Genomic DNA, 25,070 nt, shown 5'->3' on the forward strand with positions numbered 1-25,070 from the left:
GTTCCGGCGAGACCTCGATAATGCTGAGGTGCAACACCCTTCGCCGCCCACCGTGACCGAAGACCGGCTGACCGATACCAGCCGCGTCGAAACCTTCAGCGATGGCGTCATGGCCATCGCCATCACCCTGCTGGTCCTCGAGATCCACCTCCCCGACACCGGTGGCGGGAGCCTGCTGCGGCAGCTGGGCGCGCTGTGGCCCTCGTATCTCGCCTATGCCGGTTCGTTTCTCACCGTGGGTGTGATCTGGCTGTGCCACCATCGCTTCTTCGACCGCATCCGGCGCATGGACGGGCTGCTGCACTCGGGCAACCTGCTGCTCCTGCTGACCGTGGCCTTCCTGCCGTTCCCCACCACCGTGCTGGCCCACCACCTCGAGGACGGCGGCTGGAACGCCCGCGTCGCCACCGCCTTCTACGGCGTGATCGCCTCCGTGCAGACCGTGGCCTGGTACGTGATGTGGCTGGCCTTGCGCCGCAATCCGGCCCTGTTCGAACCGGGCTACGACAGCGGGTACGCGCGCCGCGAAAGCCGCCAGGCCATCCTGGGTTTCGTGCTCTTCGACCTGATCGCGGTCATGGGGCTGGTGGTGCCGGCCGCCGCGCTGGTGCTGTACGTGATCGCCATCCTCGCCTACGGCATCGGCTACGAGCGCATCCGGGCGCGCCTGCTCGCCCGGTAGGGTGCGGTCGTGGCGAAGATCGCGTTTCTCGGAGCAGGCCGGATGGGGTCGGGCATGGCGGCACGGCTGGTGTCCGCCGGACATGAAGTGACCGTGTACAACCGATCACCGGAGAAGACGGCACAGCTGGTCGCCTCCGGCGCCGTGCACGCGCCGACGCCCCGGGACGCCGTGCGGCACGCGGACGCGATCTTCGCGATGGTCGCCGACGACACCGCCTCGCGCACGGTCTGGCTCGGCGAGCACGGCGCGCTCGCCGGCGAACCCGCCCCGGGCGCGTTCGCGATCGAATGCTCCACCCTGTCCCGGCCGTGGCTGCTGGAACTGGCGAAACAGGCCGATACGCAAGGACTTCGATTCCTCGACAGCCCGGTGACCGGACTGCCCGACGCCGCGGCCGCCGGTGAACTCGTCCTCTTCGTGGGGGCCACCGCCGCGGATCTGGCGGCCGCGCGCCCACTGCTGCGGCCGCTGTGCAGCGATATCGTGCACTTCGGTGACATCGGTGCGGGCACCGCCTACAAGCTGGTGCAGAATCTGCTCGGTTCCGTTCAGATCGCCGCTACCGCAGAGGCTTTGCGCACCGCCGAACTCGCGGGCCTCGACCTCGCGACCGTCGTCGACACACTCTCGCGCGGCGGCGCGGCCAGCCCCACCGTGGTCCGTCTCGGCCGGCTCATGCTCGAGGGTGTTCACGATCGCGATATCGCCTTCACCGCCGCATTGCGCCTCAAGGACACTCGCATCGGCGTGGAGCAGGCCGATGCCCTCGCCGCCCCGGCGCTGCTCGGTCATGCCGCGCTCGGCCACTTCCGGCGGCTGGTCGAGGCCGGCTACGGGGACCTGAACGAGAGCAAGATCATCGACCTGCTGCGGGAGTGAGCCGCGCCGTCAGGTGAGAGCCGCGCCGAAGCGGGATGCGAAGGCGGCGCGGTTGGGGGACACGGGGTTCCGATCCCAGACGGCGAAGACCACCCGCTGGAAGGCCGCACCGTGCTCACGCAGGGCCAGATCGAAGGCCGCCGCGACTTCGGCCGGGTCATTGCGGAACACGCCGCAACCCCAAGCACCCAGCACGAGTTCGCGAATCCCGTGCCGTGCGGCCACCGCGAGCGCCCGGTCGGCGCGGGCGATGAGCACCTCGCGCACGTCGACCGCCGCGCCGGCCTGCAGGACCAGCTGACCGGCATTGGGCGCCGGGGAGGTCAGGAACGAGACCGGAATCGCCTGTGGCGCAAGCGCACCGCGGTCGTCGCGGATCACCGGGACGGCGGGGGAGTAGATGACGCGGTGGCTGTAGTTCAGATCCGAAGACGCGCGATGGGCCGCGTAGTAGTCGGGCGCCTGCAGCAGGCAGCGGTAGAGCAGGGCGCTGCGGCACAGATCCTCCTCCTGAGCGCGCGCTCCACGCAGGTAGCCGCCACCGGGATTGCGGGCCGAGGCGAAGTTCAGCACGCCGACCGCGCGCCCGCCCTCGTCGTAGCAGCGCCGCGCGGCCTGCATACTGCCTTCGCCGGTGACCTCGAAGCTGCCCGCGAAAGGTCCACGCGGGCCGCCGGAGACGTCGTCCGCGGGCGCATAGGAGACGGTGCCCGCGCAGGCGGCGGCGAGCGCGGCGGCGATGTCCACGCTCGTACCGTCGGGTGCGCGGTAGCTGCCTGCGTCGGCGATCCGCTCGTTCTCGTCGGCGATCTGCCTTGGGCTGGTACTCATTTCAGCGACCCTACGGCGGTCGGGCCGTGCAGTCACGTGAATTTTAGTCTCCTGCACTAATTCTTGTCCGGGGGCTTGCCGCGGTTGTCGGCGCGGGCACCTACTATGTCGCAATGACCAGTGCCCAGCGGCTACGGATCGTCCCCTCGCAATTCGCGGTGGAGCACCTGCCGAATTCGACGTTCCCCGAGGATGACGAGTGGATCGCCCTGGTGCGAGCGCCGGAGGGGCTCACCGTGATTCGCGAGGCGCCGGCCTGGGTCGAGGGCGAGCTGTGGAAGGGGTTCTACAGCGCGAGCCCGAGCTCCCCGAATTCGACGGGTCAGCTCGCCGCGGTCGTCGGCCCGCTGGCCGAGGCGGCCATCCCGGTCTTCGTGGCGTCGACCTATCACGCCGATCTCGTGCTGGTGCCGAGTCACCGCCTCGAGGAGGCGAGCGACGCGCTACGCGACGCGGGACACCGCATCGCGGACTAGAGAACACCGCATCGCGGACCAAGGGAGACTGCATCGCGTCTTAAGGGTTGCGAAACGCCGGGACAATTCGGGACTTTTGTCAGGTTGCGGCGTGTGCACCCCCGATGCACGATAGTACTGTCTACGTACGTAGAACGTATTAGCGGTCCGGTGCCGGCCGGATTCGTGAAATGAGGGAGTGGTCAACCATGAGCGCGAAAGGCTTCGGAGATCTGGAAGCGGTCGTCATCGAACGGATCTGGGACCGTGGTGACAAGACGACCGTCCGCGAGGTGTACGACGAACTCGCCACCGAGCGGGAAATCGCCTACACCACCGTCATGTCCACCATGGACAACCTGCACCGCAAGGGCTGGCTGGACCGCGAACGCGCGGGCAAGGCATACCGCTACTGGCCCAAGCTCTCCCGCGAGGAGTACAGCGCGCATCTCATGCGCGAGGCCCTGGGCAGCGGCGGCCGCTCCGACCTGGTCCTGGCCCATTTCGTCGAGCAGATGAGCGCCGAGGAATCCGAGGGCCTACGCGCCGCCCTCCGCAAATTGGCCCGCGTCAAGCGCGCATAGCCCCGCCCGGCCGAACGGCCGCCGGTCTCGCACGCCCGAACCGCCGTCACGTTCCGCAGGATTCTGCCGGGTCCGGTGGTTCGCGGTCAGTTGTGGTTGTCGAACATCGGGTCGCCGATGACGAAACCGACGGCGGCGGCGACCACCGCGGCCAGCGGAACCAAGGTGGCGGTGGTCGCGGCCGCGGTCAGGCTCAGCCGGGCTCGCGCCCGGACCGGCATGGTCGCCGGTGCGGCGAGCCGGGCGACGCGGGCGGTGAGTGCGACCTCGGCCGTGCCCCGCTGCGGGGCGGACTCCCCGGTAATACCCGAAAGCGCGAGCAGCGCCTGCAGCACGGTGTCGCGCCCGTGCGCGCGGGCCGCGGCATCGTCGGCGACCATCTCGAGCAGCCAGGCCACCTCGGCCGCGCCGAGCGTGAACAGGTTGATGCGCGGCATGACGGTGGCCAGCCCGCGGGTGAGGCCGAGCAGCAGGTGATGGCGGCCCGCCAGATGCGCACGCTCATGGCTGAGCACCGCCTCGAGATGCTGTTCGTCCAGCGCGGCCAATACGCCCCGGCTCACCACGACCGTATGCGGTTTACCCGCAACGCAATACGCGGCCGGCTGGTCGACCTCGAGAATCACCGCATCCAAGCCGGGGTGATGCCGTCCCGCGATCCGCGCCATCCGCCCGTGTTCGAGCGTCACCCGCCGCGCCCGCAGCAGTGTGCGGCACAGGCGAATCGCCACGACCGTCATCGCCAGCCCGACCAACCCGGTGAGCAGCCAGAGCCCGATCTGCACCGGCGCGCCGTAACTGCCGATCCACGCATCGTGCAGATGCCACAGGCAGCTGTTGACGAACCGCTCCGGCACACTCGAGATCTGATGCGTCAGCAGGTCCACGACCAGAATGACCAGCGCCGCGATCCAGGCCAGTACGGTGGTCGCGATCGCCGACATCCAGGCCGCCAGCGCGAAATGCGGCGCCGCGCCATTGTGACCCACCAGGCACAGCAATCGCGGTGCGAGCACAGCCACGGCGAACCCGTACAGCAGCAAACACGCCGCGACGCTCATCTCGCCGCTCCCTCGACTGTCCCCTGCAACAGCGCTCCCTTCGGTCCGGCAGAGTCTATGTGCGAAAACTGAGGGGATCCTTACCGTGGGCTCTCACCGCCCGCCTCCCACAGCCGCTGCGCCAGCTCGCGACTCCGCGCCCGGAACTCCGCCGGCTGTTCGATCGTGAACTCGGCCCCGGTCAGAGCGATATTCAGCACGAGCCACTCGAACGAATCCACCCAGGTGACGATCCGGCACCGGGTAGCCGTCACCACGTCGATCTCACAATCCTGGAACCGGAGCGCGTCACGCACCGCCGCCGCGGCCGCCTCGACCGTGACCACCGCCCGATGCCGGGGCGCGGTGATGCCCTCCCGCAAATACTCGGCGGCCGAACGGGCGGGCAGCGGACGCGGGCCGAAAGACACTGCGGTGGTGACGATTCCGCTCATTCGGTCCAGTCGGAACGAGCGCCAGTCCGCGCGTTCGATGTCCCAGGCCAGCAGATACCAGCGCAGATGCAGATGCACCTGGCGATACGGCTCCACGCGGCGACGTGAGCTGCGGCCCGTGCGCCCGACGTAGTCGAAGGTCACCAGCTCGTGCCGTGCCGCCGCCAGCCCGAGCACCGCCAGCGCCTCCGGATCCACCGCCGGCGCGGACTGCGGCGCGGCCTCCACGGTGGCGCGTAGCGCAGTCACCCTGGGCCGCAGGCGTTTCGGCAGGAACTGATCGATCTTGCCGAAGGCGCGGTCGGCAGCGGACGCGATGCCCGAATGGCCTTCCGGCTCCGGCGGACCGGCCGAACCCAGCAAGGCCAGCCCCACCAGGGTGGCCACTGCCTCGTCGTCATCGAGCACCAGCGGCGGCAAGGTCCGTCCCGCGGCGAGCTGATAGAAGCCGCTCGGACCGGGCTGCGTCGTGACCGGATACCCGTACTCGCGCAACCGCTCCACATCGCGGCGCAGCGTGCGCGGGCTCACCTCCAGTCGCGCGGCCAGCTCCCCGCCCGCGAACCGCCGGCCGGTCTGCAGCTGCGCCAGCAGTTCGAGCATGCGGCGGGTGACATCGGGCATACCCCGATCATCCCTCGAAATGCGGTCGAGATCCGACCACATCTGTCCCTACCGTCGCGAATATGACCACCGCACCCGCCCGGCCCCGCGCCATCCGTATCCGCGCCGCACGGACCAACAACCTGCGCGGCATCGATATCGACATCCCGCGCAACAGCCTCGTGGTGTTCGCCGGAGTATCCGGGTCCGGCAAGTCCTCCCTGGTGTTCGACACCATCGCCGCCGAGGCCGGCTACCAGGTGAACGAGACCTACCCGCCGTTCGTGCGCAATCGGCTGCCCCGCTGGACCCGCCCGGACGTGGACGCCATCGACGGACTCTCACCGGTCGTGGTGATCGACCAGAAACGGCTGGGCGGCAATGCCCGCTCCACCGTCGGCACCAGCACCGACGCCTACACCTACCTGCGGCTGCTGTTTTCGCGAATCAGTGATCCGTATGTCGGTGAGTCGAACCACTTCTCGTTCAACGACCCCGCCGGGATGTGCCCGGTATGTGCCGGACTGGGCGAGACCATTGCCACCGACCCGGACCGGCTACTCGATCCGGACAAGTCATTGGAGCAGGGTGCGATCCTGCTGCCCGGGTTCGGCGCGGGCCAGTACTGGTATCGGCAGTACGCGGACATAGGGTCGTTCGATCCGAAGACACCACTGCGCGAATGGTCCGAGGACGCACGCCGCGCACTGCTGTACGGCGGAGAAGCGCTGCAGCGCTTGCCGGTTCGTCCGCCCTCGGATTACGAGAGCGTGATCGAACGCTTCGAGCGCGTGTACCTGCACACCGCCGATACCCCCTCCGAACGCAAGCAGGCCGTGCTCGCACGATTCACCCGCACCCGGCCCTGCGCGGAGTGCGGTGGTGAACGGCTGAACCCGGCCGCGCGCTCCGCCACCGTGCTCGGCCGCACCATCGGTGAACTGAGCCGCTTGGAGATCGGCGAGCTCACCGAATTCCTTGCCGCGGTGACCGATCCGCACGTCGAGCCCGTGGTGGAGGCGCTGCGGGAAAAGCTCACTGCCCTCACGGGCATCGGCCTCGGCTACTTGTCACTGGCACGTCCGGCCACCACGCTGTCGGGTGGAGAATCCCAGCGCATCAAGACGGTGCGGCACCTGGGCAGCAGCCTCACCGAGCTGCTCTACGTCTTCGACGAACCCACCGTGGGATTGCATCCGCACGATGTGCGGGCCATGACGGAACTGCTGAAGCAGTTGCGGGACAAGGGAAACACCGTCCTGGTGGTCGAACATGATCCCGACGTCATGCGCATCGCCGACCACATCGTGGAGATCGGGCCGGGCGCCGGGGCCGCGGGCGGAACGGTGGTCTTCGAGGGCGGTTTCGGCGAACTGCGGTCCGCCGATACCGGCACGGGCCGGGCGCTCCGGCAACGCCGGCGCAGCGGACGCCCACGACCCGCGACCGGAAAGCTCCGCGTGGACAACGCCACTCGCAACAATCTCGGCGGCCTCGGTGTCGATATCCCCACCGGCGTGCTGACGGTCGTCACCGGTGTGGCCGGGGCCGGAAAGTCCAGTCTCGTGGCCGAACTCGTCGATCAGCATCCGGCCGTGCTGGTGGATCAGCGCCCGGTCACCACCAACCGCCGCTCGACGCCGATCACCTATACCGGCATCGCCACGGCCCTCCGCAAACTCTTCGCCGACCGGAACGGTGTGGCACCGGCCCTCTTCAGCGCCAATTCCGCCGGCGGCTGCCCGGTCTGCCGCGGGCTGGGCGTCGTGTACACCGATCTGGCGTTCATGGACGGTCACGAGGTCGTCTGCGAAACCTGCGGGGGACGGCGCTATACCGAGGAGACGCTCGGTTACACCGTCGACGGGCTGTCCATCGCGGATATCGAGGACCTCTCCGTGGATCAAGCGGCGCAACGCCTTCGGACGCCCGGCATTGCGCGCGCCCTGCGTCAGGTGTCGGCGGTCGGACTCGGCTATCTGCGTCTCGGTCAGTCGCTGACCACGCTCTCCGGCGGCGAGTGCCAGCGGTTGAAGATCGCCAAGGAGCTCGCTTCCCGCACCGATGACACCCTCTACGTCCTCGACGAACCCACCACCGGGCTGCATCTGTCGGATATCGATACGTTGCTCGAGGTGCTGTCCCGGCTGGTGGAGCAGGGCAACACCCTGGTCGTCATCGAACATCACCTCGATGTCATCCGCCGCGCCGATTGGGTGATCGATCTGGGACCGGGTCCCGGTCGCCACGGTGGCCGAATTCTATTCGAGGGCGTGCCAGCAGATTTGGCGCGGCGTGCGGACTCGCCGACGGGCCGGGCGCTGGCGGCGGAATAGGAATCGGCAAACCGTTTGCCGATGTGCGCCCCGTCCGGTATTACTATCTACGTACGTAGATCGTAGAAGAGCTTGTGCCGCCTGTCGTCGGCACAGGGGCGCCCACCGGACGGGCGTCGATGCGGCGCGGATGGGCATGGAGCCTCCCGTTTCCCGGCCCATCCGCACCTCGTCGTACCGGTCTGCGCGGCTCAGTCCATGGCCAGGAGTTTGTCCGCGGCCGATTCGATGCGAGCCTCGTCCAGCAGCACCGTGGAGGCCGCCGGGCCGAGCGGGACGAAACTGTCCTCACTGGTGACCCGCGCGATGCGGCCGTCGAACCCGGCGTCGAGCAGCGCGGCGCACACCGCCTCGGAAACGCCTCCGCTGCGGCGGGTTTCGTCGGCAATGAGCACCCGGCCGGTGGCGCGGGCATTGTCCAGCAGATCATCCTGCGGCAGCGGCGCCAGCCAGCGCAGGTCCACGACCCGCGCATGTACGCCGCGCGCGGCCAGCCGCCGCGCCACCCGCAGGCACATGGGCACGCCATTGGCGAAGCTCACGATCGTCAGATGCGAACCGGTGCCCTCCACCCGGGCCCGGCCGATCTCGGCGTGCCGCAACCCGGACACCGGCGCCAGCCACGCGCCATCGCCGGGCCGGTACAGGTCGCGCGTGTGATAGAGCGCGATCGGTTCGAGGAACGCGCACACCCGCCCGTCCACCCTCGCCGCCGACACGCAGGTGCGCAGCATGGCGGCCGCATCGTCGGCGCGCGCCGGGGCGGCGATCACCAGCCCGGGGATATCCCGCAGGGCCGCAATGGAATTGTCATTGTGGAAGTGCCCGCCGAAACCCTTCTGATAGGCGAAGCCCGCGATCCGCACCACCAGCGGATTGTGATACCGGCCGGCGGAGAAGAACGACAACGTCGCCGCCTCGCCACGCAACTGATCCTCGGCATTGTGGACATACGCCAGGTACTGGATCTCGGGGATGGGCACGAATCCGGCCAGCCCCGCACCCAATGCGGTGCCCAGCACGCTCTGCTCGTCCAGCAGGGTGTCGAAGACGCGGCGCATGCCGAACCGCTGCTGCAGGCCCTTGGTGACGCCGTATACGCCGCCCTTGCGGCCGACATCCTCGCCGAACACCAGGACGTCGTCATCGCGGGCCAGCAGTTGCGTGAGCGTGTGATTCACCGCCTGCGCCAAGGTCATCGGCGTCCCGTCACCGGTCGCGCCGTCCGGGGTGGGGGAGCGGCCCGGCTGGGCCGCGGCCGTATCGCGCAGCGCGTCGGTGCGGACGACGGTGGGCCGGGACGGCGCCAGCGGCGCGGTGACCGCGGCGGCGGAGGTGAGTTTGGGTTCGCTCCACACCATTTCGGCGGCGGCGGTGACCCGGGCGCCCACCTCGTCGTACCGTGCGATCACCTCGGCGGGCGTGGCGATGCCGGCGGTGACCAGGAATTCGCCGGTCCGGGTGACCGGATCGCGGCGCAGGTCCGCGGCCAGATCGGCGGGCTTCCGGTAGGCCGCCTCCAGATCCGAGCCCGCATGCCCGAGCAGCCGGACCGTGCGCAGGCGCAGGAAGGCCGGTCTGCGGTGTGCGCGTACCCATTCCGCCGCGGCGGTCGCGGTGGCGGCGGCGTCGAGCAGGTCCGAGCCGTCGGCGGCGAAGTACTGCAGTCCCGGCCGTGATCCGTAGGCGTGCTCGATCCAGGTGCGCGGCGTGGGGACGCTGATGCCGATCCCGTTGTCCTCGCACACGAACAGGATCGGCACGGGTACGCCCTGATGCGCGGTGTGCACGGCGGTATTGATGGCCCCGGCGGCGGTGGAGTGATTGGCGGAGGCATCGCCGAAGCTGCACACCACCACGGCATCCTCGGGATAGTCGCACGGCACCCGGAGCTGGGCGGCGCGCTCGAGGGCGAAGGCCAGCCCGACCGCGCGCGGCAGATGGGAGGCGATGGTGGAGGTCTGCGGGATCACATTGGCGGGCCGGCTGCCGAAAACCTTGTGCCGCCCACCGGAAATCGGGTCGGCGACCGCGGCGGCGACGCCCAGCAGCACGTCCCGGATCGGATCCAGGCCGGGCACCTGGCGGGCGCGCTGCACGAAGAAGGCCCCCGAACGGTAGTGCAGCAGCGCCGGATCGGTCACCCGGAGCGCGGCCGCGACGGCCGCATTGCCCTCGTGCCCGGAGGAACCGATGCTGTAGTACCCGCGCCCCTCCCGGGTCAGCCGTCTGGCCGCCAGATCGAGGTGCCGGGAGGTGGTCTGCGCGTCGAAGAGTTCGAGGCATTGCGCGCCGGTGCGGGTGGCGCCCGGTGCGGCCGGTTCGTGTTGTGCGCGAACGGGACCCGGCTTCGCGGCGGCTACTTCCGCCCGGAACCACTGATCCAGTTCGGCTTCCCGCTCGTTGATATGCCCCACCTCTCCCCGGTGTGTGTTCATATGCCGCGTGCGCCGGGTTCAGCCTAGATGTGAAACGGAGGCTTCCGCGGCAACTCCACACCTACGGACCTGACGTCGCGTGTTGTGCCATCCATGATCGACGCGGGCCGGGGAGTCGGCAACGGTTCGGCGATTATTCGGCGGACCTCGCGCACCGGCCGGCGGGAACCGCGGCCGGGAGCGGCCGAGCTGCGATGATGGGCGCGCGCGGAGATCGCGCGCGCCCCTCGTCCTCACATGCCGTGGGCGCGGTCGCCGAGAACCTGCTCGGTGACCTCGGCTTCCACTGCCGCCGAAAATAATTCGCGGTGCGCGGCGACCGCGCGCTCGGTCTCCTCGGTGACCAGCTCGAAATTGAGCTGGGCGCCGGCCATGGCGCCCGCCGCGGCGGCCGCTCCGACCTGCGCCGACAGGTCGGTGACATTGCCCGCCACCCACACACCGGGCACCTCCGTGCGGCCCATGGGATCGGCCGGAATGTATTCGCCTGCGCCACTGGCGTGTTCGGCCGGACGCAGGCCCAGCGGGGCCAGGAACGCGGCCCGGGCGACCATGCGGGTCGGGGCGACCAGCACCTCCCGCGCCACGCGGGTGCCGTCGGCGAGGCGCACACCGACGAGGTGATCGTCGGCGGTCTCGACGGACTCCACGAGGCCGGGAATCATCCGGATGCCGCGTGCCGCAAGCTGTTCGGACTGCTCGGGGGTGAGCGTCACGGTGTGGGTGAACAGCGTGACATCCGAGGTCCACTGCCGCCACAGCAGCGCGCCGTGCACCGCCATCGGGCCGCTGCCGATGATGCCGATGGCCTTGTCGCGCACCTCCCAGCCGTGGCAGTACGGGCAGTGCACGACATCCCGGCCCCAGCGTTCGCGCAGGCCCGCGACCTCGGGCAGCTCGTCGACCAGGCCGGACGTCACCAGCAGGCGCCGTGCCCGCACGGTCCGGCCGTCGGACAGGGTCACGGTGAACTCGTCGCCGGTGCGTTCGGCCGAGACCACCTCACCGGTCGTCAGTTCGCCGCCGTAGGAGGTCACCTCCGCGCGGCCGCGTTCGAGCAGTTCGATCGGTGACATGCCCTCGCGTGCGAGCAGTCCGTGCACGCCGTCGGCCGGTGCGTTGCGGGGTGCGCCCGCATCGATCACCAGCACCGAGCGCCGGGCTCGTGCGAGCATCAGCGCACCGTTCAATCCCGCGGCTCCGCCGCCGATCACCACCACGTCATAGCTGTCGGTCATCTCGACTACCTCCTTCGTGATCGACGATGCCCGGCGACCGGGAAAGCTGGCAAGATTCTTTGCCGATCCGGCAAAATGGCTGCATGGAGGATCTCGATCGAGCCCTGGACGCGGTCGGCCCGCGACTGCGCACCCTGCGTCAGCAACGGAAGACCACCCTCGCGGAACTGTCCGCGACCACCGGCATCTCGGTGAGCACCCTGTCGCGGCTGGAATCCGGCGCCCGCCGCCCGACCCTCGAACAACTGCTGCCGCTGGCCCGCGCGCACGGCGTCACCCTCGACGAATTGGTGGACGCCCCGGCCACCGGCGATCCGCGCATCCATATGCGCCCGGTCGCCGCCAATGGCATGACCATGGTGCCGCTCACTCGCCGGGCCGGCGGCATTCAAGCCTTCAAGATCGTCATCCCGCCCGACGGCCGCCGCCGCGAACCCGATCCGCGGACGCACGAGGGCTACGAATGGCTCTACGTCCTCAACGGCCGGTTGCGCGTCGTGCTGGGCGACCACGATCTGATCCTCATGCCCGGTGAGGCAGCCGAATTCGACACGCACGTCCCACACTGGTTCGGCAGTGCCGACGACCATCCCGTCGAATTCCTCAGCTTGTTCGGCAAGCAGGGCGAGCGCGCTCACATGCGGGTGCGCCCCAAGGGGAAACAGAAGGCCGACTGAGAGTCGCGGTCGCTCAATGCGTTTCGGCGTGGTGCGGGTGGAACTGCGGGTCGCCCTCGTTGGCGCGACTGATCGCCACCAGATTGTCGTAATCGACCGCCACGCCGCGCAGCAGCGCGTGCACCGCCTGCTCGACCTCGTCGTCGGAGGTCGCGGCATGCCCGAACAGGGCGCGGTAGTGCACGAGTGAGGCCAGCAGGTCGAGCATGAGCTCGCGGCTGGTCTCCGCGCGCAGATCGCCGCGCGCGATGGCGGTGTCCAGCACCCGGGCGACGGCCGCGCGCGGCGGCTGGAACAGGGTGGCCATGAACGTCTCCCGCAGCGCGGGATCGGCATTGCAGTCGGCGAGCAACGCCGCCAGCGCATCCGGCGGAATCCGCCGGAAGACATTGAGCTGCAACTTGATCGCATCGGCCAGATCGCAGATCGTGCAGCCGGTGTCCGGGGCGGGGATATCGCCCAATCGCGCCCCGAGCGCATCCAGCACCAGCGCCGCCAGACTCGGCCACCGCCGATAGACCGCCGGCTTGTTGGTGCCCGCCTGCCGGGCGATCGCCTCGATGGCCAGGCCGCGATAACCGACCTCGCCCAGCGCGGCCAATGCGGCTTCCTGCACCGCGGCGTCGATGCCGGTGTCGCGAGGTCGCCCAGCGCGCGTCTTGCCAGCTGTCATCGGCCTACTCTAGCCTATTGATTACGTTACGGACCGTAATGAAAGTGGTGACAGCAATGACTTCGACCCCGGACATATCCACGCCGACCGCGGATCCTGCCCCCGCCGGGTGGGGTGCGCTGTTCGGGCGGCACGGTGCGATTGCGGCGACGCTGGCCGGTGGCGTCGGGTTGCACGCCGTCAATGTGTATCTCGCGACGACCGTGCTGCCTTCGGTGGTGTCCGATATCGGTGGCGAGCGGCTCTATGCCTGGGCGACAACGATTTTCGTGGTGGCCTCGGTGCTCGGGTCGGCCGCGGCCGCCGCGCTGCTGGCGCGCACCGGGCCGCGCTGGGCCTATCGATGGTCGGCGCTGATCCTGGTGGCGGGGAGCGTGGTCTGTACGGTCGCGCCGAGCATGGCGGTGTTGCTGGCCGGGCCGCCGTCATCGGGTACGCGCCCCTGCTCTCGGTGCTGGGGCTGGTGATCCTGGTGTTCGCCGGTCCGATTGCCTCGCAGTCGATCTCGGTCGTCATGGTGGTGGCGCTGGGCCTGGTCTTACTCGGCTGGGGGATCGGTGCGGTGTTCCCGCACCTGCTCACCGATGTGCTGCGCCTGGCCGGAGATCGTGATCAGGATCTGGCGGGCGCCTCGGCGACCACCGTGCAGCTGACCGCGACCGCGTTCGGCTCGGCGCTGGCGGGAACGATCGCCAATCTGGGCAGTTTCTCCGACTCGGCCCATACGGCGAGCGCAGCCCGCTGGCTGTACCTGATCTTCCTGGTCCCGGCCGTGCTGGCGGCGCCGGTGGCCCGCCTGGTCCGGCGCTGATTTGACATGACGATGTTTCTACATATAGGTTCGGCTGTCAGCACCTCGCTAGGCGAGGCTCCTGTACGAACACAGGCCACTGATCCGACGACGTCGAGAGACGCCCAGGGTTAGGACAGATCCCCCCGGATTAAGGGGTGATCCAAAGTGGCTTCCCGGCTCCGGGATACGTCGTACAGTGCCGAAGCTCTGACGAGAGGGGTGCCCGCAGTACCGGAATCGGTATTGCTCGCGTCCCCCCTTTCCGGTGCTGCAGAACACTACTGACGTTCGCATGCGTCTCGACGGCAAGGAGGTGAGGGACGAATGAGTTCCGGCGATAGTCCGTATCCGAGTCCGGTTCGAAAACCCAGTTCGTACCCGTCTCGCCGTCAGGTGAACGCCGCCCATTCCTGAAGCCCGGCCCCCGCGCCGCGCTTGCCGAGCATCCGGCTCGGAGATCTGTTGGGCTGCACCCTTTTCCGGTGAGCCGGCCAGTAAAGCAACAGGAGCTTGTCATGGCCTTCTTCAACTTCAACCGCACCCCGATGACCGTTCTCTCCGTCCTCGGCGGCCGCAACACCCTGACCGAGCAGGAGCGCGCCAACCTGCGCGCCACCCGCCCGCGCGGGGCCGTCTACACCGCCTCCCTCGGCGGCCACGCCCGCATCGCGTAATCCCTTGCGGCACGGCATCACACCGGCCAGGCGCTCTGCTTCATCAACTCGATGACGAGTGCGGCGATATTCCACGCATCATCGCCGCCACGGTGATGGGTTCCCTCCAGGGGCAGCCCCGTCATCCGCAGAGCGCCTGCCATCCCGTACCGATGGCTGGTACCCCGCGCAGCGGAGAAAGCCACCTTGGCATTGGTATGCCGCTGCCCGAACGGATACCGCACCTCCGTTGCCCCGCACTGCCGTTCGAACTGCGTGCGGTCGTAATTGCCCCAGCTCGCCCAGCCCCGCGAATCGGCCCGGTACTCCGCGCGCAACAGCTCACACGCCGCCGCGAAGGAAATCCCCGACGCCACCTGCTCCGGCGTGAGAGTCGTGAGCTGCGTACAGAATTCGCTGACCGTGGAATGCTCGGGCCGGACCAGAATGCTGGTCTTCTCCACCCGTTCCAACCGCTCGACATCGATGACACACAAACCGATTTCGATGATCTCGCTAGGCATACCGGGCGGGTTCTTGCCCTCCCAGCAGGTGGCCTCCACATCCACCACATTCAGGAAACGTTCGTTCATGTCGCCGGACGGTACCGGTCCGGTACCCTCCGGCGACAACGATTTTCGGGCCGTCAGCCGCCCACGTAGGCGGCGAGATGCTCGCCGGTGAGGGTGGAGCGGCCGGCCACCAGGTCCGCGGGCGTGCCCTCGAAGACGATGCGGCCGCCGTCGTGGCCGGCGCCCGGACCCAGGTCGATGATCCAGTCGGCGTGCGCCATGACGGCCTGGTGGTGCTCGATCACGATGACCGACTTGCCGGATTCCACCAGGCGATCGAGCAGGCCCAGCAGTTGTTCGACGTCCGCCAGGTGCAGGCCGGCGGTCGGCTCGTCGAGGACGTAGACGCCGCCCTTGTCGGCCATGTGGGTGGCGAGCTTGAGGCGCTGCCGTTCGCCGCCGGACAGGGTGGTGAGCGGCTGGCCGATGGTCAGATACCCCAGGCCCACATCCGCGAGCCGGGTGAGGATGGCGTGCGCGGCGGGGATGCGGGCCTCGCCTTCGGCGAAGAAGTCGGCGGCCTCGCTGACCGGCATGGCGAGCACTTCGCTGATATCGCGGCCGCCGAGTTTGTATTCCAGTACCGAGGCGTCGTATCGCTTGCCGTCGCAGACCTCGCAGGTGGTGGCGACGCCGGCCATCATGGCCAGATCGGTGTAGATGACGCCGGCGCCGTTGCAGTTGGGGCAGGCGCCCTCGGAATTCGCGCTGAACAGTGCGGGTTTCACGCCATTGGCCTTGGCGAACGCCTTGCGGATGGGCTCGAGCAGGCCGGTGTAGGTGGCCGGATTGCTGCGCCGCGAACCGCGGATCGGGGCCTGATCGACCGACACCACGTTCTCACCGGCGGGGATCGAGCCGTGGATCAGTGAGCTCTTACCGGATCCGGCGACGCCGGTGACCACGCAGAGCACGCCGAGCGGGATGTCGACGCTGACGTTCTGCAGGTTGTGCGTCTTCGCGCGGCGAATGGCCAGCTTGCCGTTCGGCTTCCGCAGGGTGTCCTTCAGCTTTGCCCGGTCGTCGAGGTGCCTACCCGTAATGGTGCCGCTCGACCGCAGCTTGTCGACGGTGCCCTCGAAACAGATGGTGCCGCCCGCGGTTCCGGCGCCGGGTCCGAGATCGACCACGTGGTCGGCGATTTCGATCATCTCCGGCTTGTGCTCGACCACGAGCACCGTATTTCCCTTGTCCCGCAGGCGGAGCAGCAGATCGTTCATGCGCTGGATGTCGTGCGGGTGCAGGCCGACGGTGGGTTCGTCGAACACGTACGTCACATCGGTGAGCGAGGAGCCGAGGTGGCGAATCATCTTGACGCGCTGCGCCTCTCCGCCCGACAGCGTGCCCGAGGTGCGATCCAGCGACAGGTAGCCCAGCCCGATCTCCACGAACGAATCGAGGGTGTGCCGCAGCGCGGTCAGCAGCGGCGCCACCGACGGCTCCTGCAGTCCGCCGACCCATTCGGCCAGATCGCTGATCTGCATGGCGCAGGCGTCGGCGATATTGACGTTCTTGATCTTCGAGGACCGGGCTTCCTTGCTGAGCCGGGTGCCCTCGCAGTCGGGGCACACGGTGAACGTGACGGCCCGCTCCACGAAGGCGCGCACGTGCGGCTGCAAGGCGTCGACGTCCTTGGACAGCATCGACTTCCGCATCCGCGTGATGACACCCTCGTAGGTGAGGTTGATGCCGTCGACTTTGATCTTGGTTGGCTCCTTGTAGAGCAGATCGTTCAGCTCACGCTTGGTGAACTTCTTGATCGGCTTGTCCGGATCGAAATAACCGGCGCCGGTGAAGATCCGGCCGTACCAGCCGTCCATGCTGTAGCCCGGGACCGTCAGCGCGCCGTCGTTGAGCGATTTGGTCTCGTCGTAGATCTGGGTCAGGTCGATATCGTTGACCGAACCGCGGCCCTCACAGCGCGGGCACATGCCGCCGGTGATGCTGAAGGTGCGCCGCTCCTTGGTGGACCGCCCGCCGCGTTCGATGGTCACCGCGCCCGCGCCGCTGATCGAGGCCACATTGAACGAGAACGCCTGCGGCGAGCCGATATGCGGCTTCCCGAGCCGGCTGAACAGGATGCGCAGCATGGCATTGGCATCGGTGACGGTGCCGACCGTGGAGCGCGGATCCGCGCCCAGCCGCGCCTGATCCACCAGGATCGCGGTCGTCAGCCCGTCCAGCACATCGACATCGGGGCGCGCCATGGTCGGCATGAAACCCTGCACGAACGCGCTGTAGGTCTCGTTGATCAACCGCTGCGATTCCGCCGCGACGGTGCCGAACACCAGCGAGCTCTTGCCCGAGCCCGAAACGCCCGTGAACACCGTCAGCCGCCGCTTCGGGATCTCGACGCTGACGTCCTTCAGATTGTTCACGCGCGCGCCGACCACACGGATGATCTCGTGGCTGTCGGCGGCGGACGCTGCAGTCGACTGCTTGACCGTCCTCGTGGCCTTGGTCATTGGTGCCTCCATCTTCGGGCGAGTCTCGATGTCCTCGGAAGTCAGGCTAAATGCCGCGCGCTAACCGGTGCTTCTCGATTCCTGATCACTACCCCGATCACTCCACGCGGAGCTCGAGGCCGGTGTTGTTCGCCGTATTGCGGATGGTCAGCGTGTCCCCGTCGATGCTGGTGGTGGTCTTGCCGTCCAGGGCCTGCAGCACCTCGGCCTCGACCGCCATGACATCGGCATCGCACATCATCTTGGTGGTGGCGACGTGGAACGTGACGTCCTTGCCGTTCACCTCGGCATTGCCGGTGATGCTGTTGCAGCCCGCGGAACCCGACAGCGTGTTGTCGGCGGCGATGGTGAGCGCGGGCCGGGCCTCGTCCAGGGCGCGGGATCGGACCGTGGCATCGGGCCGGATCAAACCGTCGACGATCCACGTGGTCCCGATCAGCGGCTTCGGGGGCTGCGCCACCTGCCGGTCGCGCAGCGTCACGGTCTGGCCGTTGCCGGTCAGAATCAGGTTGGAGCCGTAGATCTTCCAGTCGGGGGAGGAGCTGAGGAAACCCTGCACCCATTGATCGGCATAGGCGAGGTCGCCGGGGCAGGCGATCAGGGTGCTGGCCATATTGTCGGTCGTGGTGACCACGTGGCCGTCCAGGGTGACCGGCCCGGTCGCGGTATTGCAGCCCGCGTTCGCGGAGATGCGATTGTCCTTGAAGCTCAACGTGAGCGGGCCGCCGCCGGGGATCGGACTGCCTTTGACGTCCGTCGAGACGTAGGTCTTGCCCATGGGCGTCACGCCCTTGTCGCTCGGCCTCGTATTCGAGGAGCACCCGGCGACGCCCAGGGCTACCACGGCGAGCAGCACACCACACCACATGCGAGTTGCCGGCATAGGGGCGATCGTACGGAGCCTAGACAGGCATTCCCAGCGCCGACGCCAGTGTCTGACCGATTGCGTTCACGAATGTTCCGATGGCGCCCGGGTCCGTGATCTCGCTGGGCACATCGCGATTGTGGCAACCGGCCGGGGCCGGGATGCCGTTGAGCCGGTTGTCGAGCCACATCGCCGCGCTCGCCGTGCCCGACACCGCGGCGATGCCGTGTTCGCTGAGCAGATCGCGGGTGTAGTTCACGCGGGCGTTCGGATCCTTGCAGTAGATGTCGTAGACATTGTCGACCGCGTTGATCGGCATCACCTCGTCCAGCGGGGCCTCGTAGATGTAGATGGGGGTGGTCGGGGTGCCGCGGTGGCCCAGGCTCAGTTCGTCGAGCACCGGCTGGACTTCCGGCGCCAGCATGGGGTCGCCGGGATAGTCGAACAGGCCCTTGATGTTCACGAACGGGAAGGCCGCGAATTGCAGGGCCACGCACTGGTTTTCGTGCACCACCCGCAGGGCCTTGCCCAGCGGGTTCATGTGCTCGTCGATGAACTTGTCGACCTGCGGGTATTCGCGGGCGACACCGAACAGGCCGCCGAGCACCGCACCGCCGAAGGTGGAGGTGCCGTTGTTGTAGTCGATGGCCGCGCGGATATCGGCCATCAGGCCGCCGCTCGCGGCGCCGACCAGGTTCAATTCCGGCGCGTAGGTCGGCTGCAGTTCGGCCGCGTGCGCGGTGGGGATCGCGCCGCCCGAATAGCCCCAGAGACCGACCCGGGTATCGCTGCCGGACAGGCCGGCCGGTTCGAAGTTCTCGGTGGCGCGAATGGCGTCGAGGGTGATGCGACCACCCAGCGGACCCACCGCGTAGGCGGCGTTCGGGCCCTGATGGTCCGGGATCACCACGGCGTGCCCGAGCTGCAGCATGGCCTGGACCTCGACGAACTCGGCCTCCGGCACCGGGTTCAGGGGATTGGGCAGGGAACCCATCTGCAGGGCGTAGGAGGGTGCGCAGTTGACCGACAGGGAGTCCTCGGCCATCTGGAACGACAGCAGTGCGCGCTGACCGGTCGGGGCGGCGCGATGCGGGACGATCACGGTGGCGACGGCGGCGATGGGCTCGCCGCGGGTATTGGTACTGCGGAAGGAGAGCTGCCAGGCATTGGAATTGAGCGGTAGCAACCAGAGATTTGCCAGATTCACCTGGCGGGCGGAGAGGATCTCGCCGGGCTGCGCGGCGGCCACCCGGGCCGGATCCGGTTGGTAGAAGGCGGGATCCAGATACGGCGGCGCGGGCGGCACCGGGAACGGGAGCGGCGGCTGCACCTGAATCGGTTGCGCCGCAGCGGTTGTCGCCACGATGGGGCTGGTGGCCAAAGCGACCCCTGCCGCCATGGCCAGGCAGGCCTGAACTATCGCTGTCCGCGTCCCCGCTGTCATATCGAACTCCTCCGGGCCGCTGCCACGGCCGAGTGCTCGCCCCCAGGTAAGTTAGGAAGCAATCATTTTCTAAGTTGGTGACGAGACCATAAGATGCGGGCATGGAGTGTGTCAACGGTCACCCCGGACCGCCTGCGAGCGCCGCCGGACGGGCCAGGCAGGATGGTGCGCCGTGAGCGAAGTTTCCCCACCGCGGCGCACCCAGCAGGAACGCCGGGCCGCGACCGTGGCCAAGCTGGTCGACGCGACCATCGCCGCGATCGGTGAGGTCGGCTATCAGCGCACCACCGTGCAGGAGGTCTGCGGCCGCGCCGGACTGTCGGCCGGCGCCATGTTCCGCCAGTTCGACACCCGCCTCGACCTCATCGTGCGCACCGCGGAAGAGGTCGTCCGGCGCCAGCTCGACGCCTACCGCGCCGCCATGGAACACCTTGGGGCACAGGACAATGCGCTCGACACCGCACTGCGGTTCCTGCGCCAGGCCCAGCAGTCCAACCTCACCCACGCCCTGCGCGAGATCTACCTCGCCGCCCGCTCCGACACCGAACTCCGCGACCGGATCGCGCCCATCGCCGAGACCTACTACAGCGAAATGGTCGCCACCGTCGAACGCACCGGCGTGCTCTCCGGCTACCCGGCCGAGATCCGCGAACCTCTGTTCTTCATGATGCTGTACCTCTTCTCCGGTGAAGCCGTGGTTCACCCCGTCTACCCCCGGGCCGACCTCGACACCGCCGTCCTCCGCCTGGCCGAAGACATGATGGCCGTCTACGCCGCTCGCCGCGTTCAGGACTGACCCCGTGTCCTGATCGGGCCGGGGATTCATTGCTGCGAATATGCTGAGCCGGTGACTGCCACGCGAACGGAGACGGCCGGGTCGGCGTGGGCGCCGCTCGCGTCCAATATCTTCCGGGCGCTGTGGATCGCGCAGCTGGTGTCGAACCTCGGCACCTGGATGCAGACGGTCGGGGCGCAGTGGATTCTGGTCGAGCAGCCGAACGCGGCGACGCTGGTTTCACTGGTGCAGACGGCGACCACCCTGCCGGTGATGCTGCTGTCGGTCCCCTCGGGAGTGCTTGCGGATCTGATGGATCGGCGGCGGTTGCTCATCGGCGCGCAGACCAGCATGGCAGTGCTCGCCGGACTGCTGGCCGTGCTCACCGCGACCGGGCACACCACTCCGACCGCGCTGCTGCTGGTGCTGTTCCTGCTCGGCTGCGGGCAGGCGCTGACCGGGCCCGCGTGGCAGGCGATCCAGCCGGATCTGGTGCCGCGCAGTCAGATTCCCGCGGCCGCGGCCTTGAGCAGTATGGGGATGAACGTCGGGCGGGCGGTGGGGCCGGCGCTGGCGGGTGCGCTGGTGGCGGTGACCGGGCCGACGATGGTGTTCGCGCTGAATGCCGTGTCGTTCGTGGGCATTCTGGTGGTACTGCTGCGGTGGCGGCGGCCCGCGGCCGAGCTCGAGCTGCCCACCGAGCGGCCGATCGCCGCACTACAGGCCGGGCTGCGATTCATTCACGCCTCACCCGCGATTCGGCGAGTCCTGTTGCGCTGCTTGCTGTTCGTCGCTCCGGGTAGTGCGCTGTGGGCGCTGCTGCCGGTGATCGCGCACAGCCGGTTGAACCTGTCGTCCTCCGGATACGGTCTGCTGCTGGGCGCACTCGGCGTCGGCGCGGTGCTCGGCGCCACGCAAGTCGGGCGGCTGCGTCACCGATTCGGTCCGTCCCGGCTGCTGGCGGCCAGTGCCGTCGGGTTCGGGCTCGCCACCCTGGGTGCGGCGGTGGTGCCGAATATCCTTGCGGTGCTCGCACTTCTGGTGATCGGCGGTTTCGGGTGGATGGCCTCGATGTCCACCATGAACTCGATCATGCAGTTGCTGCTGCCCGGCTGGGTGCGCGCTCGCGGGCTGTCGGTGTACCAGCTCGTGTTCATGGGCGGCCAGGCCATCGGCTCACTGGTGTGGGGTCTGGTCGCCGGTTCGATCGGCAGTGTCGACACCCTGCTGATCGCCGCCGCCATGCTCGGATGCTGTGCGCTGAGCGTGCTCTGGTGGCCCGTCCGGGTCTCCGCGATCGACACCACCCCCAGCGCGCACTGGCCGGAACCGGTACTGGTCTTCGAACCCGCGCCCGAGGACGGCCCGGTCCTGGTGCTGGCCAATTACCGTGTCCCCGAAGAGAACGCCGAGGAGTTCATCGAGGCCATGGCCCGCGTCGGCCGCTCCCGTCAGCGCACCGGCGCCATGGAATGGCGGCTGTTCCGCGATGTGAGCCATGAGGACCGGTATGTGGAAGCCTTCGTGGTCCGGTCCTGGGAAGAGCACATGCACCAGCACCAGGTCCGCCTCACCGCCAATGATGAACTCGCGGAACAGCGTGTCTCCGAGTTCACCATCGGCGAGGGACCGACCCGGCACCTGATCGCCGTGGGCCCGCCCGACGTGACCCGCGTGCGCCGCCGCTAGCCGGTTCAGCGCAGTTCTTCGATCACCTTCGCGAGGGCCGGCATTCGATCCTCACCGACGGCGTAATAGGTGACGGAGTACGCGTCGCGGTAGTGGCGGAGGGTATCGGCGATATCGCGTGCGGTCCCGTGCAGCACGCCCGGCAGATGACGCAGCTGCGCCTCGGTGAGGTTCGGGTTGAACCGGCGAGCGAGGGCCAGATCGGCGTCACTGCGACCGGTGACATCCAGACCCTGCACGGTCAATCCGACCGCGAGATCGGCGAAGCGATCACCGGCCGCCTCGCGGACGTAATCGACCCGGCGCCCGAGCGCGGCCGTCCCGGCGTCATCGGAGTCGATATTCGCGTCGATGGGCACGCCGGCCAGCATCACGGTGTCGGCGTTCGTGGCCGCGATCCGCACGATGCGATCGCCCTGCCCGGCCACCAGCACCGGAATCCGCCGGTTGACCGCCGGCTCATGGCCATTGGCGAACAGGGTCCGGAGCTCGCCGAGGGTGTCCCGCAAGTGATCGATGCGCTGCCGCGCGCTCGGGAACGGCACGCCCATCGCTTCGAACTCGGGCTTCGCGAAATCGGGCCCGGCACCGAGCCCGAGCTCGAACCGGCCGTCGGTGAGCTGGTCCACGCTGGCGACATCGCGTGCCAGCAGGGCCGGTCGATAGAACGCCGCGTTCAACACCATCGTCCCCACCTGCACGCGATCGGTGGCCTCGGCCATCGTGACCAGTGTGGGGAACGGTGAATTCATGCCCAGGTGGTCCGCGACATGCACGATGTCGAAGCCCAGGTCCTCCGCCTGCCGCGCCTTGTCCCGCCACTCGGCGCGCGATTTCCCGCCCAGAATTCCCACTGCGAACCGAAAAGGATGCTGCGTCAACTCATTTCGACTGTCGCTCATGGATCCCACGCTAGCCCTTCGAGTCACCGGAATTCGAGCGTGCCTTTTGCGTGAGGGCGGTGAGAGCAGCGAGGTGCGCGTGATAGGCCTTGCGCCCCTCGGGCGTAAGGGCCAGCCACGTTCGCGGTTTGCGGCCCGCGTAGCCCTTGGTGACCGTGAGGTATCCGGCGTCCTCCAGGACGGTCATCGCCTTGGAGAGGGTGGATTTGTTCAGGTCGCAGAGGTCGGTGACGACCAGGAATTCGGCTTCGCTGCAGCCATCCAGGAAGGCCACCAGCTTCAGTCGCGGCAGCGAGGCGAACAGCTCGTTCAGTGCTTCCACGGCGGCGTCCGGCTTCGCTGCTTCCAGGCCGCGATCTGCGGCCGTGCCTGCACGTACCAGATCCATCCGCCGAGGATCGCGCCGGTCAGGACCCGCCGCCAGCCGTCCAGGCCCGCGACCGCGAGGCCGAGCATTGGTACCGCCAGCAGCACCACGATCGGTACGGCCTCCTGCTTCCACTGTGACACCGGGGTAGGGAGGACGCCGCGCGCGAGCTGGGTCAGGCGCATCCACCGCACCAGTGCGAGATAGGCCAGGACCAAGGCGATTCCGGTGATTGCCTCGATCCACGTGAGCGGGTTGTTCGCGCCGTCGTCGAGCACCGTGACGAGTAGCACGGCACCGAGTCCCCCGGATACACCGGCCGCGACCGGCGCCCAGCCGGGCAATGCGGCGGCCCGGTTCGCATCGCGAGTGGCAGCGGCGGCGATGTCCAGCGCTTGTTCCGGAGTCTGTGCTTCTCGCATGAGTGGAAAGTACCTCAACTGGTTTCCATCCGGCAACCAGTTTCCCGGTTCCGATGCGCCTGTGCCCGGAGTGGCCGGGTGGGGTGAACGCTGTAAACGAGAGTGCGACCAGGGCTGATTCGCTTACGTGGTGGACGTCCGCATAGGATGTCCGGCATGCGGATGTTCCTGGATATCCTCCTGATAATCACCAGCGTGCTGCTGGTGCTCTTGGTGCTGCTGCACCGCGCCAAGGGCGGAGGTCTTTCCAGCCTTTTCGGTGGTGGCGTGCAGTCGAGCCTGTCGGGCTCCACTGTCGTCGAGAAGAACCTCGACCGCATCACGATCTTCATCGGCCTCATCTGGTTGATCTCGATCCTGGGCATCGGCCTCGAGATCAAGTTCTCCTAGCCGAACACGGTCTTTACGCCCGGGCGCCGCAGCAGCGACGCCCGGGCGACTTGTGCTGGGTGGGTGTCGGTGGCCCGGGCTTGCAAGGCGGACGCCGATTTGTGCTGGGCGCGTGTGGGTTCGGTGGGGTCAGGCCGGGCGGTGCTGTACCGGGTGCAGATTCGCCAAGGCGGCGGTCAGGGCGCGGCGGGCGTCGGCGCGGCTGATGGGGGTGTCGTCGTCCAGCATGGCGAGTTCGATGACGAGGAAGTCGCGGATGAGGTCGGACATGCTGACGCCGCGGTGCTCGGCCTCCGCGCGGATGCGCTGATCCATGGCGAAGGGCAGGCGGACCGTGCGCAACACCGTGACGGGGGTGTCCGGGCCGGGCAGGTCCGGTTCCGGGGCGTCGTCGTCGAAGGTGAGGTCCGCCAGGAACTCCTTGGCCTCGTCGGCCGTGTGCGGGTATCCGTGGTCCGGGTAGTCAGTCATGGTCCGTCTCCCATTGTTCGAACTCCGCGAGGAGCCGACCGGTCACCGGCCGGACGCCGACGACCTGCTGGTCCCATTGCGACAGCGGCCGTACCACCACCGCGAGCGGTAGCCCGCCGCCGGTGCGGCCGATGACCATGAGGGCGGGGAGCCCGCCCGTGCCGCGCACCGGGCGCGGCCACCGTGGCCCGGGACCGGTCAGGACGCGCATGATGTCCTCCGGCGCGACGCCGAGCCGTGCCGCGGCCTCCAAGGCCCAATCGGGAATCTCATATCCCACGGCCGCATAATACGATCGTAAAACAGCTGGTCGCTACGTGTCGACAAAGCTGTGTGCAAACGCGGCCCGATCGGCCTGATTTGTGTGG

Annotated in this window: 27 protein-coding genes and 1 riboswitch; of the genes, 12 read left to right on the forward strand and 15 right to left on the reverse strand. The window is 68.4% G+C overall.

Annotated features, from left to right (window positions below):
- Positions 1–28 precede the first annotated feature (28 nt).
- Complete coding sequence (locus ACH438_RS05870; protein WP_397001664.1) at positions 29–682, forward strand: TMEM175 family protein; 654 nt, start codon at positions 29–31, stop codon at positions 680–682.
- 9 nt (positions 683–691) lie between these two features.
- On the forward strand, positions 692–1,564 hold the full coding sequence (locus ACH438_RS05875; RefSeq protein ID WP_397001666.1) for an NAD(P)-dependent oxidoreductase: 873 nt from the start codon (positions 692–694) through the stop codon (positions 1,562–1,564).
- Positions 1,565–1,573: 9 nt separating this feature from the next.
- Here the strand turns inward: ACH438_RS05875 and ACH438_RS05880 are convergent, their stop codons facing one another.
- Entirely contained in the window at positions 1,574–2,395 is an 822-nt protein-coding gene (locus ACH438_RS05880) for a TIGR02452 family protein (RefSeq protein WP_397001668.1), read from the reverse strand.
- A 113-nt stretch (positions 2,396–2,508) separates the two neighbouring features.
- On the opposite strand from ACH438_RS05880, the gene ACH438_RS05885 reads away from it, so the two are divergent.
- Together ACH438_RS05885 and ACH438_RS05890 are read left to right on the forward strand one after the other, a co-directional pair.
- Positions 2,509–2,871: an ACT domain-containing protein gene (locus ACH438_RS05885; RefSeq protein ID WP_397001670.1), complete on the forward strand. Its 363-nt coding sequence runs from the start codon at positions 2,509–2,511 to the stop codon at positions 2,869–2,871.
- Between the two features lie 188 nt (positions 2,872–3,059).
- A complete protein-coding gene (locus tag ACH438_RS05890) occupies positions 3,060–3,434 on the forward strand; it encodes a BlaI/MecI/CopY family transcriptional regulator (RefSeq protein ID WP_397001672.1) in 375 nt (124 codons plus the stop codon).
- A gap of 86 nt (positions 3,435–3,520) precedes the next feature.
- On the opposite strand, the gene ACH438_RS05895 is transcribed toward ACH438_RS05890, so the two are convergent.
- Together ACH438_RS05895 and ACH438_RS05900 are read right to left on the reverse strand one after the other, a co-directional pair.
- A complete protein-coding gene (locus ACH438_RS05895) occupies positions 3,521–4,495 on the reverse strand; it encodes a M56 family metallopeptidase (RefSeq protein ID WP_397001674.1) in 975 nt (324 codons plus the stop codon).
- Positions 4,496–4,575: 80 nt separating this feature from the next.
- Positions 4,576–5,553: a helix-turn-helix transcriptional regulator gene (locus ACH438_RS05900; RefSeq protein WP_397001676.1), complete on the reverse strand. Its 978-nt coding sequence runs from the start codon at positions 5,551–5,553 to the stop codon at positions 4,576–4,578.
- Between the two features lie 62 nt (positions 5,554–5,615).
- Between ACH438_RS05900 and ACH438_RS05905 the strand changes: the two genes are divergently transcribed.
- Positions 5,616–7,868 (forward strand): ATP-binding cassette domain-containing protein, encoded by a 2,253-nt coding sequence (locus ACH438_RS05905; RefSeq protein ID WP_397001678.1) that lies wholly within the window; start codon positions 5,616–5,618, stop codon positions 7,866–7,868.
- A gap of 191 nt (positions 7,869–8,059) precedes the next feature.
- Here the strand turns inward: ACH438_RS05905 and ACH438_RS05910 are convergent, their stop codons facing one another.
- Both ACH438_RS05910 and ACH438_RS05915 read right to left on the reverse strand, forming a co-directional pair.
- Positions 8,060–10,285, reverse strand: a complete 2,226-nt coding sequence (locus ACH438_RS05910) for a thiamine pyrophosphate-dependent enzyme (RefSeq protein WP_397001680.1) — start codon at positions 10,283–10,285, stop codon at positions 8,060–8,062.
- 254 nt (positions 10,286–10,539) lie between these two features.
- On the reverse strand, positions 10,540–11,544 hold the full coding sequence (locus ACH438_RS05915; protein WP_397001682.1) for an NAD(P)/FAD-dependent oxidoreductase: 1,005 nt from the start codon (positions 11,542–11,544) through the stop codon (positions 10,540–10,542).
- Between the two features lie 83 nt (positions 11,545–11,627).
- Here ACH438_RS05915 and ACH438_RS05920 point away from each other — a divergent pair, with 83 nt between their 5' ends.
- A complete protein-coding gene (locus ACH438_RS05920; RefSeq protein WP_397001684.1) occupies positions 11,628–12,221 on the forward strand; it encodes a helix-turn-helix domain-containing protein in 594 nt (197 codons plus the stop codon).
- A 13-nt stretch (positions 12,222–12,234) separates the two neighbouring features.
- On the opposite strand, the gene ACH438_RS05925 is transcribed toward ACH438_RS05920, so the two are convergent.
- Positions 12,235–12,894, reverse strand: coding sequence for a TetR/AcrR family transcriptional regulator (locus ACH438_RS05925; protein WP_397001686.1), 660 nt, complete (start codon positions 12,892–12,894; stop codon positions 12,235–12,237).
- Positions 12,895–12,950: 56 nt separating this feature from the next.
- Between ACH438_RS05925 and ACH438_RS05930 the strand changes: the two genes are divergently transcribed.
- The 3 genes from ACH438_RS05930 (at position 12,951) to ACH438_RS05940 (ending at position 14,361) form a co-directional block, all read left to right on the forward strand.
- The gene (locus ACH438_RS05930; RefSeq protein ID WP_397001688.1) at positions 12,951–13,361 is read left to right on the forward strand and encodes a hypothetical protein; all 411 of its coding nucleotides are present in this window, start codon (positions 12,951–12,953) and stop codon (positions 13,359–13,361) included.
- On the forward strand, positions 13,346–13,705 hold the full coding sequence (locus tag ACH438_RS05935; protein ID WP_397001690.1) for a hypothetical protein: 360 nt from the start codon (positions 13,346–13,348) through the stop codon (positions 13,703–13,705). The genes ACH438_RS05930 and ACH438_RS05935 overlap by 16 nt, the downstream gene beginning before the upstream one ends.
- A 37-nt stretch (positions 13,706–13,742) precedes the next feature.
- A riboswitch (M-box (ykoK) riboswitch) is annotated at positions 13,743–13,913 on the forward strand.
- Between the two features lie 289 nt (positions 13,914–14,202).
- Positions 14,203–14,361, forward strand: coding sequence for a hypothetical protein (locus ACH438_RS05940; protein ID WP_397001692.1), 159 nt, complete (start codon positions 14,203–14,205; stop codon positions 14,359–14,361).
- Positions 14,362–14,378: 17 nt separating this feature from the next.
- Here the strand turns inward: ACH438_RS05940 and ACH438_RS05945 are convergent, their stop codons facing one another.
- The 4 genes from ACH438_RS05945 to ACH438_RS05960 form a co-directional block, all read right to left on the reverse strand.
- On the reverse strand, positions 14,379–14,933 hold the full coding sequence (locus tag ACH438_RS05945) for an exonuclease domain-containing protein (protein WP_397001694.1): 555 nt from the start codon (positions 14,931–14,933) through the stop codon (positions 14,379–14,381).
- Between the two features lie 53 nt (positions 14,934–14,986).
- Positions 14,987–17,377 carry an ATP-binding cassette domain-containing protein gene (locus ACH438_RS05950; protein WP_397001696.1) on the reverse strand — a complete coding sequence of 797 codons (2,391 nt, stop codon included), beginning with the start codon at positions 17,375–17,377 and terminating at the stop codon, positions 14,987–14,989.
- Positions 17,378–17,474: 97 nt separating this feature from the next.
- Positions 17,475–18,260 carry an META domain-containing protein gene (locus ACH438_RS05955; protein WP_397001698.1) on the reverse strand — a complete coding sequence of 262 codons (786 nt, stop codon included), beginning with the start codon at positions 18,258–18,260 and terminating at the stop codon, positions 17,475–17,477.
- Between the two features lie 19 nt (positions 18,261–18,279).
- Complete coding sequence (locus ACH438_RS05960; protein ID WP_397001700.1) at positions 18,280–19,686, reverse strand: lipase family protein; 1,407 nt, start codon at positions 19,684–19,686, stop codon at positions 18,280–18,282.
- 172 nt (positions 19,687–19,858) lie between these two features.
- Between ACH438_RS05960 and ACH438_RS05965 the strand changes: the two genes are divergently transcribed.
- The gene (locus ACH438_RS05965; protein ID WP_397001702.1) at positions 19,859–20,482 is read left to right on the forward strand and encodes a TetR/AcrR family transcriptional regulator; all 624 of its coding nucleotides are present in this window, start codon (positions 19,859–19,861) and stop codon (positions 20,480–20,482) included.
- A 51-nt stretch (positions 20,483–20,533) separates the two neighbouring features.
- Entirely contained in the window at positions 20,534–22,150 is a 1,617-nt protein-coding gene (locus tag ACH438_RS05970) for an MFS transporter (RefSeq protein ID WP_397001704.1), read from the forward strand.
- 5 nt (positions 22,151–22,155) lie between these two features.
- Here the strand turns inward: ACH438_RS05970 and ACH438_RS05975 are convergent, their stop codons facing one another.
- The 3 genes from ACH438_RS05975 to ACH438_RS05985 are packed head-to-tail and all read right to left on the reverse strand — an operon-like array spanning position 22,156 to position 23,841.
- Positions 22,156–23,052, reverse strand: coding sequence for a TIGR03621 family F420-dependent LLM class oxidoreductase (locus tag ACH438_RS05975; RefSeq protein WP_397001706.1), 897 nt, complete (start codon positions 23,050–23,052; stop codon positions 22,156–22,158).
- A gap of 10 nt (positions 23,053–23,062) precedes the next feature.
- A complete protein-coding gene (locus ACH438_RS05980; RefSeq protein ID WP_397001708.1) occupies positions 23,063–23,374 on the reverse strand; it encodes a transcriptional regulator in 312 nt (103 codons plus the stop codon).
- The gene (locus tag ACH438_RS05985; RefSeq protein ID WP_397001710.1) at positions 23,362–23,841 is read right to left on the reverse strand and encodes a hypothetical protein; all 480 of its coding nucleotides are present in this window, start codon (positions 23,839–23,841) and stop codon (positions 23,362–23,364) included. Before ACH438_RS05985 ends, ACH438_RS05980 begins: the two co-directional genes overlap by 13 nt.
- A 156-nt stretch (positions 23,842–23,997) precedes the next feature.
- On the opposite strand from ACH438_RS05985, the gene secG reads away from it, so the two are divergent.
- Entirely contained in the window at positions 23,998–24,231 is a 234-nt protein-coding gene (gene secG / locus ACH438_RS05990; protein WP_397001712.1) for a preprotein translocase subunit SecG, read from the forward strand.
- Positions 24,232–24,360: 129 nt separating this feature from the next.
- Here secG and ACH438_RS05995 read toward each other — a convergent pair whose 3' ends face one another.
- Together ACH438_RS05995 and ACH438_RS06000 are read right to left on the reverse strand one after the other, a co-directional pair.
- Complete coding sequence (locus ACH438_RS05995) at positions 24,361–24,702, reverse strand: hypothetical protein (protein WP_397001714.1); 342 nt, start codon at positions 24,700–24,702, stop codon at positions 24,361–24,363.
- Positions 24,695–24,982, reverse strand: coding sequence for a hypothetical protein (locus ACH438_RS06000; protein ID WP_397001716.1), 288 nt, complete (start codon positions 24,980–24,982; stop codon positions 24,695–24,697). Before ACH438_RS06000 ends, ACH438_RS05995 begins: the two co-directional genes overlap by 8 nt.
- Positions 24,983–25,070: the final 88 nt, after the last annotated feature.

It is taken from the genome of Nocardia sp. NPDC020380, from assembly GCF_044386975.1.
Taxonomy (GTDB): domain Bacteria; phylum Actinomycetota; class Actinomycetes; order Mycobacteriales; family Mycobacteriaceae; genus Nocardia.